At 72.7% G+C, this 16,985-nt stretch carries 12 protein-coding genes; 8 read left to right on the forward strand and 4 right to left on the reverse strand.

Annotation, left to right across the window (positions count from 1 at the left end; all coding sequences use genetic code 11):
- Positions 1 to 82 precede the first annotated feature (82 nt).
- Positions 83 to 700 carry a PilZ domain-containing protein gene (locus IPL40_03750; GenBank protein MBK8480279.1) on the reverse strand — a complete coding sequence of 206 codons (618 nt, stop codon included), beginning with the start codon at positions 698 to 700 and terminating at the stop codon, positions 83 to 85.
- A gap of 259 nt (positions 701 to 959) precedes the next feature.
- On the opposite strand from IPL40_03750, the gene IPL40_03755 reads away from it, so the two are divergent.
- The 4 genes from IPL40_03755 to IPL40_03770 are packed head-to-tail and all read left to right on the forward strand — an operon-like array spanning position 960 to position 6,561.
- Positions 960 to 1,676 (forward strand): polyprenol monophosphomannose synthase, encoded by a 717-nt coding sequence (locus IPL40_03755; GenBank protein MBK8480280.1) that lies wholly within the window; start codon positions 960 to 962, stop codon positions 1,674 to 1,676.
- A 1-nt stretch (position 1,677) separates the two neighbouring features.
- Positions 1,678 to 3,579 (forward strand): ABC transporter ATP-binding protein, encoded by a 1,902-nt coding sequence (locus IPL40_03760; GenBank protein ID MBK8480281.1) that lies wholly within the window; start codon positions 1,678 to 1,680, stop codon positions 3,577 to 3,579.
- Positions 3,580 to 3,625: 46 nt separating this feature from the next.
- Entirely contained in the window at positions 3,626 to 4,324 is a 699-nt protein-coding gene (locus IPL40_03765) for a DUF374 domain-containing protein (protein MBK8480282.1), read from the forward strand.
- On the forward strand, positions 4,321 to 6,561 hold the full coding sequence (locus tag IPL40_03770; protein ID MBK8480283.1) for a HEAT repeat domain-containing protein: 2,241 nt from the start codon (positions 4,321 to 4,323) through the stop codon (positions 6,559 to 6,561). The genes IPL40_03765 and IPL40_03770 overlap by 4 nt, the downstream gene beginning before the upstream one ends.
- 37 nt (positions 6,562 to 6,598) lie before the next feature.
- Here the strand turns inward: IPL40_03770 and IPL40_03775 are convergent, their stop codons facing one another.
- Positions 6,599 to 8,749, reverse strand: coding sequence for a FecR domain-containing protein (locus IPL40_03775; GenBank protein ID MBK8480284.1), 2,151 nt, complete (start codon positions 8,747 to 8,749; stop codon positions 6,599 to 6,601).
- Between the two features lie 164 nt (positions 8,750 to 8,913).
- Between IPL40_03775 and IPL40_03780 the strand changes: the two genes are divergently transcribed.
- The gene (locus tag IPL40_03780; protein ID MBK8480285.1) at positions 8,914 to 10,017 is read left to right on the forward strand and encodes a CapA family protein; all 1,104 of its coding nucleotides are present in this window, start codon (positions 8,914 to 8,916) and stop codon (positions 10,015 to 10,017) included.
- Position 10,018: 1 nt separating this feature from the next.
- On the opposite strand, the gene IPL40_03785 is transcribed toward IPL40_03780, so the two are convergent.
- On the reverse strand, positions 10,019 to 11,569 hold the full coding sequence (locus tag IPL40_03785; GenBank protein MBK8480286.1) for a carboxypeptidase regulatory-like domain-containing protein: 1,551 nt from the start codon (positions 11,567 to 11,569) through the stop codon (positions 10,019 to 10,021).
- Positions 11,570 to 11,711: 142 nt separating this feature from the next.
- Between IPL40_03785 and IPL40_03790 the strand changes: the two genes are divergently transcribed.
- From IPL40_03790 to IPL40_03800, 3 genes are all read left to right on the forward strand, one after another.
- The gene (locus tag IPL40_03790; GenBank protein MBK8480287.1) at positions 11,712 to 13,430 is read left to right on the forward strand and encodes a serine/threonine protein kinase; all 1,719 of its coding nucleotides are present in this window, start codon (positions 11,712 to 11,714) and stop codon (positions 13,428 to 13,430) included.
- Between the two features lie 101 nt (positions 13,431 to 13,531).
- Positions 13,532 to 14,395 (forward strand): acetyl-CoA carboxylase carboxyltransferase subunit beta, encoded by an 864-nt coding sequence (locus tag IPL40_03795; GenBank protein ID MBK8480288.1) that lies wholly within the window; start codon positions 13,532 to 13,534, stop codon positions 14,393 to 14,395.
- Positions 14,396 to 14,475: 80 nt separating this feature from the next.
- Positions 14,476 to 15,726: a bifunctional folylpolyglutamate synthase/dihydrofolate synthase gene (locus IPL40_03800; protein MBK8480289.1), complete on the forward strand. Its 1,251-nt coding sequence runs from the start codon at positions 14,476 to 14,478 to the stop codon at positions 15,724 to 15,726.
- Here IPL40_03800 and IPL40_03805 read toward each other — a convergent pair.
- Positions 15,723 to 16,943: a homoserine O-acetyltransferase gene (locus IPL40_03805; GenBank protein MBK8480290.1), complete on the reverse strand. Its 1,221-nt coding sequence runs from the start codon at positions 16,941 to 16,943 to the stop codon at positions 15,723 to 15,725. The two genes, IPL40_03800 and IPL40_03805, sit on opposite strands and share 4 nt — an antisense overlap.
- Between the last annotated feature and the right edge of the window lie 42 nt (positions 16,944 to 16,985).

Genomic DNA, 16,985 nt, shown 5'->3' on the forward strand with positions numbered 1-16,985 from the left:
GTGACTGGCAGGTTGCGCGTGACTGAAGCGTTGCGCGCCTGAAGGCGCCTCGCTGCCGAGCGCCGTGCTGGCGCTCAGCGCGCTAGCCGCGCGTCAGGCGGCGGACCATCTCGCGGAGGCGTCGCGAACCGCCACCATCGCGATAGATGAAGCTGATGCCGTAGCCGTTCGGCTTGGCATTGGAGATCTGGCTGGCGATGGCGACGGCCTGGGCGCCGCCCGGCGCCGTCAGCTCGACGACGATATCCTCGCCGATGTCGAGCGTGTCATCGGTCAGCAGCTGGGCGCCACCGATGCTGATGTCGCGCAGTCTCGCCTTGCGCTGGTCGGTGGAGTTGATCAGGCGCCAGCGCACGGGCAACTCGATCGGCAGCCGTGCGTGCCGACGCTTGACGGCCCCCTTCACCGCGCCGGTGGCCACCGCCAGCAGGAAGTCGCGCTTCTCCGCGTCATCCTTGTGAAACGCGATCATCGCCCCCGCGCGAACCCCGAGCCGGGGCAACGCGGTGCGCCAGCTCAACACGGTGCCCCGCAGCAGCGTCTTGTTGGGCAGATCAGGAAAATGAACCTCGACCAGCACTTCATCGTCGCGCTCGAGCGGTAGGGTCGTCGCGCAGAACATGCCACCGGTCGCGAGCTCGGCGTTATAGGCCTGGAGGAAGGATGGATTGTCGCGAAAGCGAGCCTTGAGCAAATGCATGACGCCAACACCTCACACGCAGCGCCTGTATCATAGCATACGAAGGTGCGCGCTCTCATTTCCGGGCCGCCCAAGGGCCCAGCCCCCGCACCCAACTGGTTTGAGTCCTTACACCTAGAAGCCGTTTCGTTCAAGTCTCGCCTTAAGGTACGCCGGGGCTGGGCGAGGCCGGCGCGGCTCGGTAAGCGCGACGCGATGGCGCGACGAAATGACGAAATGCAGTTGCTCGCGGTCGCGCCGACTCCGTATCATGCGACCCATGCCTGCCGACGTGTTGGTCATCGTTCCGACCTACAACGAGCGCGAGAACCTCGAGGCGCTGACCACCGCGATCCTGGCCGAGTTACCCACGGCCGACATCCTCGTGGTCGACGACGGGTCGCCCGACGGCACGGGAGCCCTCGCGGACGCGCTACACGGGCGTGAGCCGCGCATCGACGTGCTCCATCGCCCCAGCAAGCAGGGGCTGGGCACCGCCTACTTGGCGGGTTTTCGCCACGGGCTGGCGCGAAACTACGCCTACTTCATCGAGATGGACTGTGACTTCTCCCACGATCCGCAGTACCTCCCTGCTTTGCTCGAGCGCGCGCGAGCGGGCGCCGACCTCGTGCTCGGGTCGCGCTACATCGATCAGGGGGGCACGCGCAACTGGAGCCTGGCGCGGCGCGCGATCAGCCGCGGCGGCAACCTCTACGCGCGGGCGGTCCTCGGCCTTCCCTTCGATGATCTGACTGGCGGCTTCAAGTGCTTTCGACGGGCCGTGCTCGAGCGGATCCGGCTCGAGGCCGTGCGCTCGGAGGGCTATGCCTTCCAGATCGAAATGACCTACCGCGCCTGGCGTCGAGGCTTTCGCATCGAGGAGGTGCCCATCATCTTCGTCGATCGTCGGGTCGGCCAATCGAAAATGTCGCGTCGCATCGTCGGCGAGGCCGTGTGGATGGTCTGGCGCCTGCGCTGGGCGCTGCGCCGGGGCTGAGGTGCGCATCGCTCCCCGCGACGGGCTCGCGTCGCTCGTGCGGCCCCATCGCGGAGGGCTGCTTGCCGGTGTCTGCTGCGGGTTGGGTTTGGCGATCGTCGGCGGCCTCTACGCCTTCCTGACGGGTCCCTTGCTGCAAACGGTGCTCAGTGGCGGGGTGCGGGGGCCGCAGCATTTCCTGCGCTTGGTGCCGGCGCTGGCGACCCTGCAGGTTGGCGTGGCGGGCGCGCTCGGGGTCGTGGCTGCGGCGCTCGTGGGTCTGGCGCTGCTCAAGGGGCTGCTCCACCTGGCGCAGGCGGCGTTGATCGAGCGCACCAGCGAAGACGTCGGTCATGCGCTGCGCGTGCGGGTCTTCGAGCAGCTGATGCGTTTGCCCCTGCGCACGCATCGCGAGCGAGCCAGCGGCGAGCTGCTCGCGCGCCTGCTCGACGATACGCGTCAGGTCCGTGGGCTGCTGGTCGACCTCCCCCTGGCCATCGCGCGTGAGAGCGCCGCCCTCGTCGCCCTGGCGCTGGCCGCCATCTGGACCGCCCCACGGCTGGCGCTGCTGGCGCTGCTGGCGCTGCCACCGGTGGTGATCGCGGTCGCGCGGATCGCGCGGCGCGTGCGGGGCGCTGCGGCGCAGGGGCAGGTCGCCCTGGGGGAGCTCGCGAGCCGAGCGGAGCAGGCGCTGCGGGCCCTGCGAGAGATCAAGTCCTGCCGCGCCGAGGCGCGCGAGGTCGCGCGCTTCAGCAACCTCAGCGAGCGCTTGGCGCGGGCTGCGGCGACGGCGGTGTTGGCCCGGGCGCTGGGGCCGCTGGTCAATGAGGTCAGCGCTGCGGGCGCCTTGGCCTTGACCCTGGGCTACGGCGCCTGGCAGGTGCGCACGGGGGCCGTGGCGCCGGAGGCGTTGGTGTCGTTCATCGCGGCTGTGCTCCTGACCTATCGGCCGATCAAGGGGCTGACCCAGGCGCTGCACGCGCGCGCGGCGGCCCAGGCCAGTCGCGCGCGGCTCGGCGAGCTGTTGGGCTGGACCGCCGAGCCGCAGGCCAGCGTGGTCTGGCCGCCCGAGACCGGTCATCGAGCGTCGTCGCCCGCGGTACCCGCGGTGAGTGCAGCGGGCGAGGGCTGGCTCCCCGCGCTGGGCCACACGCTCGAGCTGACCGACCTGCGCTTTCGCTACGCGGCCCCCTGGGTGCTCGACGGGCTCGCCCTACGGCTACGCCTCGGTGAGATCGTCGGAGTGGTCGGGCGTTCGGGCGCCGGCAAGAGCACGCTCGCCGACCTGCTCGCGGGCCTGGAGCGGTGGGAGCAGGGGGCGCTGCGCTGGGACGGGCAGGTGGTCGGAGGCGGCGCGGGCGCGGAGGGAGGAGCGGCGGTCGGGCAGGCGCTGCGCGCACAGGTCGCCTTGGTGCCACAACAACCGCTCTTGCTCGATGGCACGCTGGCGGAGAACCTGCGCTTTGCGGCGCCGGGGGCGACGGAGGCGGCGCTCTGGGAGGCCCTGCGGGAGGCCGGACTGGAAAGCCGCGCGGCGCAGTTGCCTCAGGCGTTGCAGACCCGCCTCGGCAGCGGGGGAGAGGGGCTGAGCGTCGGTGAGGTGCAGCGCCTGGCCGTGGCGCGGGCGCTGCTGCGGCGAGCGCCGGTGCTGCTGCTCGACGAGCCGACGGCGGCGCTCGATGCCGAGACCGAGGACGGCCTGCTGCGAACGCTCGACGGCCTGCGCGTCGGGCGCGCGATGTTGCTGATTACACATCGACCGGTGGCGTTGGGCATCGCCGATCGGGTGCTGCGCCTGGAGGGCGGACAGCTGCGGGAGCTACCGCGCGCAAGGGTGCCCGCTGCGCGGACACTCGAAGATGGGGTGCCTGGGGCCGCGCCGGCCCGCGCCGCCACCTGGCCAGGACTCGCCGCGGAGGGCTGACGTGCTCGCGCCGGTCTCGCGAGGGAGGGGCCGCCACGGTGGGCGCGTGCGCGCTGGCGCAGCGCGCCTGCTGCGATCGGTGCTGGCCGGGTTGGCGAGCGCGGCGCTGTTGCTGCTGCGCCTGAGTTGGCGGCGGGTGATCGTCGGAGCGGGGCAGTGGCCGGCGACCGGGGTGCTGGCCTTCTGGCATGGGGACCAGGTGGCGCTATCCGTCTTGCCACGGGCGTGGCTGCGCGGCACGAGCGTATTGGTGAGCCAGAGCGCCGACGGGCAGCTGGGCGCCGCCTACGCTCGCGCTCTCGGCGCGCGGGTCGTGCGCGGCAGCAGCAGTCGCGGGGCGGTGGCGGGTGCCCTTGGGCTGCGTCGGGCGCTGCGGAGCGGGGGACGGGTCGCGCTGGCGCTCGATGGACCGCGCGGCCCTCGTCAGCAGGCTGGACGCTCCAGCGTGCGTCTGGCCGCCGCCGCGGACTGTCCGCTCGTCGGGGTGGTAGCCTGGCCGCGGCGGGCCAGGTGGCTGCGCTCCTGGGATCGGTTGGCGCTTCCTTGGCCGGGGACGACGATCGTCGTGGCGTGGGAGACGCTGCCGGCAGGCGATCCAGCGGCGGCGCTGCGCGCGCTCTGGGAAGGGGTGGCGGCGGCCGGTCAGGCTGGCCCGCGGCGGCCCCTTCCAGTTGAGCCAGTTGAGCCAGTTGAGCCAGTTGAGCCAGTTGAGCCAGTCGAGCCAGTCGATCGGGTGAAAGCGTGAGCCTTGAGACCAACCCTTTGAGCGCGTCGCCGCCCCTTGGCTGCCCTAGCCGCGTCCGCGCGAGGCGCTGGCCGAGCGGTCGGTCGCCCGCCTGGCGGCGCCCGCTGCTCGTCGCGCTGGCGCTGGGCCAGGCCGCGGCAGCGCTGATCGCTTGCGATGCGGAACGGGTGCGCGCGCTGGAGCAGCTGCGCGATCGCGAGGCGAGCGCGCGGGTGCAGGCGCTGCGGGTGCTCGCCGCGCGGCCGGACCCGGCGCTGGCACCGAAAATTCTGCCGCTCTTGGTCGATCCAGTCGGGCGCGTGCGCCACGCCGCGCTGGTGGCGCTGGGCGTCGTGGGGACGCGCGGGCATCTCGACGCCGTGATAGCGCGCCTGCGCGATCGCGATCTCGAGGTGCGCCTGGTCGCTTTGCGTCTGCTCGGCGACAGCGGGCGGGCGCGCGCGGTGCCGACCCTGCTGCCGCTCTTGGGCGATGCCAGCGCCATCGTGCGCAATGCCGCCGCGCAGGCGTTGCAGGCCCTCGGGCGCAGCCCGCTGCAGCAACGCCAGGCTGAGGCCGCGGCGCGCTTCGACGCCGAGCTGCTACGCTTGGCCGACCCGGCGCCCCAGGTGCGGGCCGAGGCCGCACGCGAGCTGGGCCGCAGCGGAGCGGCTCGGGCCGCGGGGCCGCTCCTACGCCGGCTCGCCGTCGCGGGCGAGAGCACCCTCGTCATTGCCGCCGTGCTGCGGGCGCTCGTTCGCGTCGATGCCGCGGCGGCGCGGCGCACGCTGCGCGAGCTTGGCACTGCGGCGGATCCAGGGCGTCGGTTGGTCGCAGCCCGCGTGCTTGCGGCACTGCGGCCGCCGGCCTGGGCACTGCTGCGCGCGGCGCTCTCGGATCCCCAGCCGGAGGTGCGCGGCGCCGCTCTGCGCGGCATCTCCCGGCTGCGCGCCGCTCCGGCTGCCGCGCTCGATCCGCCCGCCGCCCTGGCCACGGTGCTCTGCGCGGCGCTGGAGCTCGAAGGCGCGGGCGCCCTGCGCTTGTTGGCGGCGGAGGCCGCGGGGGGGCATCGGCTGGGCTGTGCGCCGCAGGCGCAGGCCGCGGCGGCGCGCGCCCGGCAGGCGCTGGGCGTCGTCGAGCCCTCGGCCGGCCTGACGCGGGCCCTGCTCGAGGCCTTCGATCTGCTGGCCCGGCTGCGTCGCCAGGAGGACGGTGAGTTGCTGATCGCGCTGCTGCAGCGCGCGATGACGGTGCTGCAGTGGGAGGCGGAGCCCTGGATCGGCGCGGAGCGTTGGCGTGAGGGGGCAAGCGCCGCGGCGCCCTGGTCCGCGCCACGGGCGACGGCGATCCCCAGCGCCCGAGCCTCGGCGAAGGCCTCCGGCGAGGCCTTGCACACCTTGCTGTCGCGCTTTCACCTGCGCGCGGCCGATGGCCAGGAGCAGCCGCTGATGCCGCCGACGAGCAGCGCCGAGGCGGTGGCGTCGCGTTTTGCCTGGCTCCCGCGGACGGTCGAGACGGAGGCGTGGCTCGCGCGCGTGGCCCGCGACGCCGAGGACGCGGTGTTGGCGGCGGCGGCCCTCGATCGACTGGCCGAGGGGGCGCTGCCCGCCAGCGGGGCGCGTCGCGCCGCGTTCGTCGTCGGGGCGGGTGCCGATGGCCGCGGTGGCGGGGCTCGGCCCGAGGCTTCGTCGCCGCTGCAGCAGGCGGTGGAGGTGGGGCTCGGCTCAATCGATCGCCAGCGCCGGCGCGCGGCCACCGGCGCTTGTGTGCAGCTGCCGCCGCCGCAAGGGGAGGCCCGGGCCCTCGGGCTGCTCGGCGACGCCGACGGCGCCGTTCGTGAGGCCGCCGCGCTGGTGTTGGGGCGCCTGCGGGCGCATCAGGCGCTGCCGGCGCTGCTGGTGCTCCTGGCCCGGGATCCGTCGCCCGCGCTGGTGCACGCGCTCGCGCTCCTGAGGGATCGGCGGGCGACTCGCCCCTTGCTACGGCTGCTCGAGGAGGACCACCCCGCGCCCCGGCTCGGCGAGCGCCGGGTGGTCGTCGAGGCGCTGGGCGCGCTGGCCGATCAGGCGGCGGCGCCTGCCTTGGAGCGCGAGCTCGGCCATCCCGATTGGCGCCTGCGCCGGGCCGCCGCGAGCGCTCTGGCGCGGGCTGGGCGCGCGCGCTCGCGCGAGCTGCTCGGGGATTGCGCGGCCGACTACTACGGCGCCGTGCGGCAGGCCTGCGCCGAGGCGCTCGCGAAGCTGGCCGCGGCCCGCTGAGCCGCGTGCAGGGGGCGGGGTCCCGCGGCCGGCGGTCTCAGCGGCGGAGAACCGTGCGCACGTAGAGGCTGGAGCCCCGGCGCTTATCACTGACCCGGAAGACGATATCGTTTCTTCCGGGCACCAACGCCAAGCGGTGGAGGAAGCGCGCGCTGTGGTCGAGCTGCAGCGCTTGGCCATTGATCTGAATCGCCGTCCCCGGCCTGATCGCCCCGCGAACCTCGAGCTCCGCGGTCGTCACGACCGTACCGTTGCGCGGATAGACGATCTGCAGGTCAGGGGTCGCGTTGTCGTAGGCGACGCGCAGGCGCCGCTGTTCGCTGGTCCGCACGAGGGTCTCGCCGGCGCGGCCAACGACGTACCAAATATAGGTGCCCTCGCCGAGGTGGCCCGCGGGGAGGGTGAGCGAGGTGCTCGACGTCGTCTCGTTGACCAGCACGGTGCCGACGTCGCTCTCGCTCACGACCTTCACCGCATAGCTGGTCGCACCGGCGATCGCGTCCCAGGTGAAGACGAAGCGCGGCAAGCTGTTCTGGTAGTAAACGGTGGTGTTGCCGTAGTCCTCGCGGATCAGGTTGCGGGGCGGACGCAGATTCTCCAGGGCGCGATGCGAGGTGTCGGGCACGAGGGTCAGCCGTCCCGCGGTCGCGGCGCCGAGGCGACCGGTGCTGTTCACGGGGCGCAGGCGCCAGAAGTACACTGTTTCGCGCGCGCCTCGATCGAGCTGCAGCGTCAGCTCGCGCCGGCGCAGCGCGTCGGCGAAGAGCGGTCGCTGAAAGGCGCTCGAGCGGCTGACCTCGACGACCGTGCGTTCAGCCGGCGCTGAGCGCCAGTCGAAGGTGACGGGGAGCGTGCGGCCGGCGACAAAGACGCGGGTCGGGCCGGGCTCGGTGATGCGCAGCGCGGAGGCCGTGGCGCGCCGGCTCGGGCCGATCTTCCCGGCGCTCAGCAGCACCGACTCGCCGGCCTCGAGCGTGCGCGGCTCACCCTGCTGGGCGATCAGGCCCGCCTCGCCGCGCAGCACCTCGAGCTCGGCGTCATGCTCGCGCTGGTGCACGGCGATCGAGGAATCACGGAAGCCCGCGCGAGGCGTCACCGTTACCCCCTCGACGACCGTGGGCAGCGGGTTCTTGGGGGCCTGCGCGCTGCCGCTCAGCGTCCAGCGCCCCGTGCGCGCCTCGAGCCGCAGCCCCGGGCCTGCGCCGCGGCGGTCGCGCCGCAAGACGAAGAGCCCAGGGCCTGTGAGCTGCGTCTGGGGCCCGTCCCGGCGGCCCACGAGCGCCCGCGCCTGCGTCCCGAGGCGCAGCGCGCTGCCGAACGCCACCGGCCGGGGCTGCGTCCCGCGGAGGGCCGCGAAGGCGCCCTGCTCACCGAGGCGAAGCTCGACGGCGCCACGGCCAACGCGGCGCACAAAGAAGCCGTCGGTGCGCCCGGCATCCTCCGCGGGTGGCTCGGCGATCGGGCCGCGAGCGTCGTCGCCGAGACCCCCATCGGCCGGCGTGGCGCCGTCCGCGGTCGCGGTCGCGGAGGCAGCCGTGGGGGTTGGCGTGGGCGCAGCAGGGCGGGCCGTGGCCAGCGTCAGCTCCAGCGTGCCCCCAGCCACCACCTGCGTGCGCTCCCCGTCCGCCCCCTCGACGCGAGCCTCGCCAAAGACCACCTCGAGTCGCGCCGGCGTGCTGGTGCTCGCGGCGGAGAGCGTGGCCTGAGCGGCCTGGCCCAACGTGATCTGGCGGCCACCGACGCGAATGACCAAGGTCGCAGCCTCGACCGCGGCGGCCGTCCCCTCGAGCTGGCCTTGTGCCAGTTCGAGCGTGACCTGGTCGCCAGTCGAGGACCGGGGCGAGAACTCGACGACCGAGAGGGGCGCGACCCGCAGGCGGCCACCGCTGCGGAGCGCCAGCGTCGCCCGGCTCGCCTCCGCCGTCTCGATCCGTCCGCCGCTGCGGATCAGCGCGCCGACGGTCGCCGCGACCAGGGGGTGCTGCCGCTGCGCGGCGACGTTGACGTGGCCGCTGCTGGTCGCCACCTCGGCGACCCAATCCACCGGACGCGCCGGGGTGCGGACGCAGGCGCCGAGGCATAACGCGAGCGCGGTGAAGAGCGCGCGGCCGACCCGCTGGTGGTCCGGGCCCCGGCGCTCGCCAGCGAGCTTGCGCGCGATCCGCTGCGGTCTCGATCGCCCGCGCATGCCCTCTCCCACGGCAATCCCCACGACTCAGCGGCTCCTTCGCGCGCCCAGCGCCGGGCGCCAGGGCACGCCTGGAAGGGCGTTGAAACCTGCGAGGAAGGTTGCATACTCGCGTCCCTGTCGCAATCTTCGCGGGGCTCGAAGGCGCCGCCGGAAGGGGCTCGATGCGCTGGGTCGCGCTGCTCTCGCTGACGGCAGTCGGTTATCTAGGGCTGCTCTGGCTCTGGAATCCGCTCGTCGCGCCCGGGCCGCCCGAATGGCGCTCGGGCGCTGCGCGCCGGAGGGCGGGCGACGTGGTGATCGTGATCGGCGGCGACACGGCGCCGACCGACGCGGCCGACCCCTGGCTGCGTCGCCATGGCTACCGCTACCCCTTCGCGGGCACCGCCGCGCTGCTCCGTGATAGCGACCTCGCGCTGGTCAATCTCGAGAGCGCAGTGGGCGACGCGCCACGCGGCTGGCCGCTCTACAAGCGCTACCGCTATCGCACCGCGCCGCAGGCGCTCGCGGCGCTGCGCTGGGCTGGCATCGATGCCGTGACCCTGGCGAACAACCACGCGCTGGATGATGGTCGCGAGGGTTTGTTGGTCACGCTGGGGCTGCTGCGCCAGGCCGGCCTGGCGGCGATCGGTGCCGGCGCCGATGCCGCCGCCGCGCGACGCGGGACGATCTTCACGCTTCGCGGCACGCGGGTCGGTGTGCTGGCCTATCTCGAGGATTCGCTGATGGACAGCCTCTACTGGCCCTCGTTCGCCTGGGGCGCGCGGCCCGGTTGTGCGCGGCTCGAGGCGCGGCACGCCCGCGATGACATCGCGCGCCTGCGGCGGGCCGGCGCCGATGTCGTCATCGTCATCGCGCATTGGGGACGGACCTACGCCGACGTCACGGCCGTGCAGCGCTTCTATGCCTGGTACCTGACCGCGGCGGGGGCCGATCTCGTCGTCGGCCACCATCCGCATCTGCCGCAGCCGCTCGCGCGCTCGCACGGACGTCCGGTGGTCTTCAGCCTCGGGAATTACGCGTTTGGTACGCCCGGGCGGCGCTTGCTGCGCTATGGGCTGCTGCTGCGGGTGGTGCTGCGCGAGCGCCGCCTGCAGCGCCTCGAGTTGCTTCCGCTCTTGGTGCAGAACCGCCAGGTCGACTTCCAGCCGCGGCGCCCCGCGCCGGCCGAGGCGAGGGCGCTGCTCCGGCGCCTGGCGCGGCGTTCTGCCGCCTACGGGGCCCCCTTGCGCGTCTTGGCCGATCGCGCCGTTTTGGATCAGCGATGAGCTAGCGATAGAGCTCGACGTTGAGGATCACCGTGCTGCCCTCGAAGACGCGCAGCTTCTTGCGCTGCGGGCGATAGCGCGGCGCTGAGATCACGATCTCGTACTCGCCGGGCTTCAGCTCGAGCGAGAACTGGCCGCGGGCGTCGACCGCGAGCGTCCGGTCGATCCCTGGCAAGAGGACCGTCGCCTTGGCCAGCGCGGCGCCGCCGCGGGCGCTGACAATGCCGCGCAGCGTACCCAGGCTGATCGTGGCCTTGCGCAGCAGCCGCAGCTTCAGGGGCGGTGCGTTCGCGCGCACCGTGGCCTCGGTCTCAAGCGGCTCAAAGCCGGGGGCATCGGCCCGCAGCGTGGTCGCGCCGAGGGGCAGGGGGAAGGTCAGGAAGGCCCCCGTCTTCGGCGCCACGGCCAGCGCGGAGGACGCTGCGCCCTCGACGCTGATGCGCGCATCCCAGACCGGCTCGCCGCTGTCATCGGCGACGACGGTGCCGCTGAGCGCGAAGCGTGCGGGCTCGACGGGCGCGCGCGCCCCGATCGCCGACGCCTCGTCGCGCGCTGGGCGACGCGGGTGAACGGGCGCGGCGGGCCAGGGGTCGAAGCGATAGCTGAGGCCGACGGTCAGTGCCCAGGGCGGGATGGCAAAGGCGTAGCGCTGCGCAGGCAAGGTGCTCGGAGCTCCGTCGCCGACGCCCGTCAGGCCGAGGTCGACGGCCGCCAGTAGCTGCAGGCCACGCCGCGGGCCCAGCCAGGCGCGGACGCCGAGCGTCAGCGATCCCGGGCTATCGCCGAGGCCTGGGGCGCCAGCACCGACGAAGGGCTGCAGGCTCAGCTCGAGGAAGGGGCCGACCCAGCGCGTCAAGTACTCGACGCCAGCCCGCGCCAGCACGCGGTGGAACGAGCTGACCTGGGCGGAGAAGCGTTGCGCCGGGCTGAGCGCGGCGAGGTCATCGAAGAGGTTCTCGGAGCCGTCGAAGTGGAAGCCGAGGTTGACGTGTGCGCGTAGCGGCAGGGCCTGTGGCCCCTGCCAGGTCGCCAGCGCGGCTACCGTCGTGTTGAGCGCCGAGCCCGAGAGCTTGAAGAATCCGGCAGCGGAGGGCAGCCGGAAATCCAGCAGGCCGCCGACGTGAAGCCCGTGACCGAGGGCAAAGCCCGTCTTGATCGCGAGCTCCGGATCGCCCACCGCGACCTGGAGCTCGTCGCGTGGCGCACCGGTCGTCTCGTCAGAAACCACGTGCACCGCGAAGGCCGCCGCGAGGAAGCGCCAGGGCGTCCAGGCCACGCTGTAGCTCGCCGCCATGCGCGCGTGGTCGGCCTTGGCGTCGTCGATCGCGAGGAAGTTATGCGCCGCGTAGAACTCATAGCTCGAGCCGACGACGAAGAAGCCGGGTGGCTGGAGGTCGGCGGAGACGACCCGCAAGAGGCCGCGCAGGCCGATCCGATCAGTCCCGCCGAGCAGCGTCGCGCGCGTCGTCTGGGCTGCGCCGATTGCGCAGGGGGCGCAGAGGGCAATCCCGACCAGGAGCCCAAGCAAGAAGCGACGAGGGGCGAGTCGCATGCGCTGTGTTCCTTCCCAAAGGACCGTGCGCGCCGGGACGAGCTGCTCAGGGAACTCGGCGCACGTGGTCGGTTTGCGACGGTAAGTATTTAACTGTACAATCGTTTTGCTCTTCACTTCAACCCTTGCGATGGAGCCACAGGTGGAAGCCGGCGGTGCGGCGGCGGGGGCGGATCGCCCGGTGAGGGGCGATCGCCACGGACGCTACGAGATCATCGACCGGCTCGCGACCGGCGGCATGGGCGAGGTGTACCTGGCGCGGGTCGTCGGGGCCGCCGGCTTTCAGAAGCTGGTGGTGATCAAGAAGATCCTGCCGCATCTGGCCGAGCAGGCGACCTTTGTCGAGGGGCTGGTCAAGGAGGCGAAGCTCCTGACCGAGCTGACCCATCCAAACATCGTCCAGGTGCTCGATCTGGGACGTGATGGTCGCGACTACTTCATGGCGATGGAGTACGTCCCCGGCTACAACCTGGCGACGATCGCCCATTACTGCGCGCAGAAGCGGATGGTGATCCCGGCGTCCGTCTGCACCTACATCGGCCTGCAGGTCTTGGCGGCGCTCGAATATGCGCACGGGATGGTCGATGCCGAGGGCAATCGCCGCAACGTGATCCACCGCGATGTCAGCCCGCAGAACGTGCTGGTCGACCGCGGCGGCCCGGTCAAGCTGACCGACTTTGGCATCGCGAAGATCGTCAGCGAGGCGGAGGGCGAGCTGACGACGACGCTGAAGGGCAAGTTCCGGTACATGGCGCCCGAGGCGATCGACGGCGGGCGCGTCGACCAACGCTACGATCTCTTCGCGGTCGGCATCATTCTCTTCGAGGCGCTCTGCCGCCGGCACCTCTTCGGGGGCCGCAGCGACGTCGAGATTCTGGCGCAGGTGCGCGCGGCGAAGGTGCCCTCGATCGATCGCTACCACCCCGCGATCCCGCGCTTACTGCAGGAGGTCATCGAGCGCTCGCTGCGCCGCGATCCGGCCGCGCGCTTCCAGAGCGCCGGAGAGTTCGCCAGCGCGCTGCGCGAGGCCCTCTGGCCCCAGGCCGAGGGGGAGGCCGCCAAGGAGCTGCGCGCCTTCATCACCGCGCTCTACGATCAGCCCGACTTCCCGCTCAGTCGGCCGAAGCTGCCGGTCGCGCCCAAGCTGGATGCGCCGCTCGTGGCGACGCGCTCGATCGTGCTGCGCTCCGATGTCGTCGCTGCCGCCGAGGGGACGCCGGAGCGTGGCGCCCGCCGACGCGAACGCTCGCGGAGCGCCCGCGAGGGCTTGTTATGGGCCGCCGTGCTGGCCATCACCCTGGTGCTTGGCTTCCTCGTCAGCGCGCAGCTTCGGCGCCCGCTGGCGCCGGTGTCGCTGCCGGCGGGGTCGGCAGGGGCGCTCGGTGGGCCGGGCGCCGCGGGTCGCTTGCGAGGCCCGAGGGAGGGCGCCGGCGCGGACGCCGGTCGGCCCGCCAGCGCCAGCACCAGCACGGCGGCAGCCGCTGCCGGCCGAGACGGCAGTAGCGGCCGTGAGCATGATCCCGGGCCGGGTCGGAGCCAACGTCAACCCGTCGCGCGGCGCGAGGTTCCCTTCACGCAGGCGATGGGCAGTCGCGCGCTGGCGCGACAGGGCGGCGCGATCACGGCCTGCTTCCGGACGCACATGCCCGCCGGTCGGGCAGAGGTCACGTTGCGCGTGATCTCGACGGTGCTCGGTGATGGACGGGTGGCCGCGGTGACGATCGAGCCGCCCGAGGAGGCGAGCTCGCCGATCGGCCGCTGTGTCTCGGGGTTGGCCCGCCGCGTCCGCTATCCCTCTCACGACCGTCCGCAGGTGACCTTCGTGCAACCGTTGACCGTTCGTCGCGCCGCCGCCCGTTGAGCGCCGCTCGGCGCCGGCCGCCCTTGCTCCGCCCTTGGGGGCCGCCCTCGGGCCGCCCTTGGGCCGCTTGACTCGCCACCGGGCGCGGGTATCGTTCGCCGATGAACTGGTGGCAGCGCGATCCGAATGGGCGCACCGCGGCGGCCGACGAGAAGAAGTCGGTGCCGAGCGGCGTCTGGACCCAATGCGATGGTTGTGGCGAGCCCCTGGTCGATACCGACCTGCAGGCGGAGCTCGGGGTCTGTGCCGCCTGCGGACACCATCACTATCTGGCGGCGCAGCGCCGCATCGCGCTGCTGCTCGATGCCGAGAGCTTCGTTGAGTTGGGCGCGGGCGTCGAGCCCTTGGACCCCCTCGGCTTCGAGGACACCAAGCCCTATCAAGAGCGGCTGAAGGCGGCGCGCAAGCGGAGCGGCTATAGCGAGGCCGTGATCGTCGGCCTGGGCCGCCTCGAGGGGCGGCCGGTGGCGCTCGGCGTGTTGGTCTTCGAGTTCATCGGCGGCTCGATGGGATCGGTGATGGGCGAGCGCCTCGCGCGCCTCTTCGAGGCGGCCGCCGCGCAGGGCTGCCCGGCGATCGTCTGCTCGGCCTCGGGCGGCGCGCGGATGCAGGAGGGCGTGCTCTCCCTGATGCAGATGGCCAAGACGACGGCGGCGCTGGCGCGCCTGAAGCGCTGCGGGCAACCCTACGTCTCGCTGCTCTGCCATCCGACCACCGGCGGGGTCGCGGCCAGCTTCGCCATGCTCGGCGATCTCAACCTGGCCGAGCCGGGTGCCCTGATCGGGTTTGCCGGGCCACGCGTGATCGAGCAGGCGCTGCGCCAGACGCTGCCCGAGGGCTTCCAGCGCGCTGAGTTCTTGCTCGAGCATGGGATGATCGACGCGATCGTAGCGCGCGCCGACCTGCGGGCGACGCTCGCGCGGCTGCTCGGCTTGCTGCTCGATCCGGTCGAGCCCGCGGCGTGATCGTCGGCCAGGCGGCGCGTCAGGTCGCCGAGCGCCTGCTCGGGCTGCGGCGCTTCGGCGCGCAGCTCGGCCTCGAGCGTATGGCACGCGCGCTGGCCGCGTTGGGCGATCCCCAGCGCAGCCTGCGCTGCGTCCACGTCGCGGGGACCAACGGCAAGGGCTCGACCGCGGCGATGCTGGCGTGGGCGCTGCAGCTCGCCGGCCACCGCGTCGGGCTCTATACCTCGCCGCACCTCTCTCGCTTCAGCGAGCGCATGCGCATCGATGGCGTCGAGATCGCGGCGCCGCAGCTCTTGCGCCTGCTCGATCGGGTCCAGGGCTGCGGTCTCGAGCTGACCTTCTTCGAGACGCTGACGGCGATCGCCTTGCTCTGGTTCGCCGAGCAGCGCGTCGCTGTAGCGGTGGTCGAGGCTGGCCTCGGCGGGCGCCTCGACGCGACCAACGTCGTGCAGCCCGAGGTCAGCGTGATCACCTCGATCGCGCTCGACCACGCCGAGGTGCTCGGCGCGACGCTGGCGCAGATCGCCGGCGAGAAGGCCGGGATCATCAAGGCGGGGGTTCCGGCCGTGGTCGCGGCCGGGGCGGAGGTCGAGGCCGTCTTCGCCGCGCGTTGCGCCGCGCTCGGCGCGCCGCATTGGCGCGAGGGGCGAGACTTCGCCTGCGCCGCGGACGAGGCTGGCGAGCTCGCCTATCACGGCCTCGACGGCAGCACGCTGCAGGCGCTGCGCCTGGCCTTGGCGGGCTCGCACCAGCGGAGCAACGCGGCGCTGGCCTTGGCGACCCTCGAGCTCTTGGGTGAGCGCGGGCTCGCGGTCAGCGCCGACGCTCGGCGCGCCGCGCTGGCCACGGTGCGCTGGCCCGGACGGATGGAGTGGATCGGCTCGCAGCACCTGCTCGATTGCGCGCACAACCCGGCTGGAGCGCGCGCGTTAGCCGCGGCGCTGGCCCCGCGCCGCGACTTCGTCGTCGTCTTCTCGGCGCTGCGGGAGAAGGCGGCGGCGGCGATGCTGGAGGCGCTGCGCCCCTGCACCGCGCGGCTCGTGCTGACGCGCGCCGCTGTCGATCGAGCCGCTCTGCCCGCGGCGCTACGCGACCTGGTCGGCGCTGGCGAGGTCGCGGCGAACCTTGGGGCCGCGCTGGCGAGCCTGGCCGATGACCCGCGGCCGCGACTCGTGACGGGCTCGAGTTATCTGGTGGGTGAGGCCCGGGTTCTGCTGCTCGGCGAGGCTGCTGACGCGGTGGCGCTGGCGGATCCCGCGCAAGCCGAGCCAGCACCGCAAGCGCGCGGCGCAAGCGGCGAGCCTCGCCCGCTGCGCGCGTCCCGGACTTAGCGCGCGTCGCGCCGCGATCCACCCGCCTTGGTCTCGTGGGTCTCGCGCAGGGCGAAGGCGAGGTGCGGCTGGAAGAGCTCGGGCTCGAGGAGGAAGGCGTCGTGGCCCTTGTCACTATGCACGGTGACGTACTGTAACGAGATCCCGAGCTCGCGCAGGGCCTCGGCGATCTCGGCCTGCTCCGTTGGATAAAAGCAGGCATCCGAGTCGATCGAGAAGAGCAACCAGCGCTGCGCTTGGCAGGGCGCCAGCGCCTGGCGCGGGTCGCCGGCGCCTCGATCGCGCGCGAGGTCGAAGGCCTGCCAGGCGTTGCTGATCCGCAGGTAGCTGTTGGCGTCGAAGCGGCGCACGAACTTTCGACCCTGATGCAGCATGTAGGACTCGATAGGATCCTGCAGGCGATAGGTCGGCAGGTAGTCATCGGGCTGGACGATCTCGGCGCGCGCGCGGGCGCGGAGCACCTCGAGCGAGACGAAGGTCTTGTGGCTGATCATCCGCGCCAGCGCCAGGCCGCGCTGGGGCGCTGGTCCGTCGTAGTAGTCGCCGCCGCGAAACTCGGGATCCTCCTGGATCGCGAAGATCTGCTCGAAGTTGAGCGCCTTGCTCAGCACCGTCGCGCGCAGCCCGCTGGCGATCGGGATCACGCAGCGCACGCGCTCTGGATAGCGACAGGCGAGATCCATCGCGCACATGCCGCCGAGCGAGCCGCCGGTCGTCGCCAAGAGCCGCTCGATGCCCAGCCGGTCGAGCAGCCGGATCTGGCTATCGACGATGTCGGCCAGCGACGGCCAGGGGAAGCGGCTGCCCCACGGCTGGCCGGTCAGCGGGTCGATGGTGCTCGGCCCGGTCGAGCCGTAACAACCCCCGAGGTAGTTGGCGCAGACGACGAAATAGCGGCTGGTGTCGAGCGCGCAGCCCTCGCCGATGAAGGGATCCCACCAGCCGCGGTGGCATTCCTCGCTCCAGAAGCGGTTGCCTGGGCCGACCGGATCGTAGCCGGCGGCGTGCTGGTGGCCGGTCAGCGCGTGGAACACCAGGATGGCGTTGTCGCGCGCCGCGTTCAACTCGCCGTAGGTCTCGTAGGCCAGCGTGCAGGGGCCGAGCGTCTGTCCGTGCTGCAGCCGCAGCGGAGCGTCCGCCGTGGCGATCTCGCAATAGCGCGTCCGCGACGCATGACGCGTCCCGGCGGTCAGGCGAGGGTCGGCGCGAGCGCTCATTTTCCCGCATGCTCCGTCGGCGACCTGGGGGCGCGCGCGAAT

The organism is Pseudomonadota bacterium, assembly GCA_016711215.1.
Taxonomy (GTDB): Bacteria; Myxococcota_A; Polyangia.

What these genes read in the sequence shown, in the direction of transcription:
- IPL40_03750 (MBK8480279.1), bottom strand. Translation starts at nt 700, where the DNA reads ATGCATTTGCTCAAGGCTCGCTTTCGCGACAATCCATCCTTCCTCCAG.
- IPL40_03755 (MBK8480280.1), top strand. Translation starts at nt 960, where the DNA reads ATGCCTGCCGACGTGTTGGTCATCGTTCCGACCTACAACGAGCGCGAG.
- IPL40_03775 (MBK8480284.1), bottom strand. Translation starts at nt 8,749, where the DNA reads ATGCGCGGGCGATCGAGACCGCAGCGGATCGCGCGCAAGCTCGCTGGC.
- IPL40_03780 (MBK8480285.1), top strand. Translation starts at nt 8,914, where the DNA reads ATGCGCTGGGTCGCGCTGCTCTCGCTGACGGCAGTCGGTTATCTAGGG.
- IPL40_03785 (MBK8480286.1), bottom strand. Translation starts at nt 11,569, where the DNA reads ATGCGACTCGCCCCTCGTCGCTTCTTGCTTGGGCTCCTGGTCGGGATT.
- IPL40_03795 (MBK8480288.1), top strand. Translation starts at nt 13,532, where the DNA reads ATGAACTGGTGGCAGCGCGATCCGAATGGGCGCACCGCGGCGGCCGAC.
- IPL40_03800 (MBK8480289.1), top strand. Translation starts at nt 14,476, where the DNA reads ATGGCACGCGCGCTGGCCGCGTTGGGCGATCCCCAGCGCAGCCTGCGC.
- IPL40_03805 (MBK8480290.1), bottom strand. Translation starts at nt 16,943, where the DNA reads ATGAGCGCTCGCGCCGACCCTCGCCTGACCGCCGGGACGCGTCATGCG.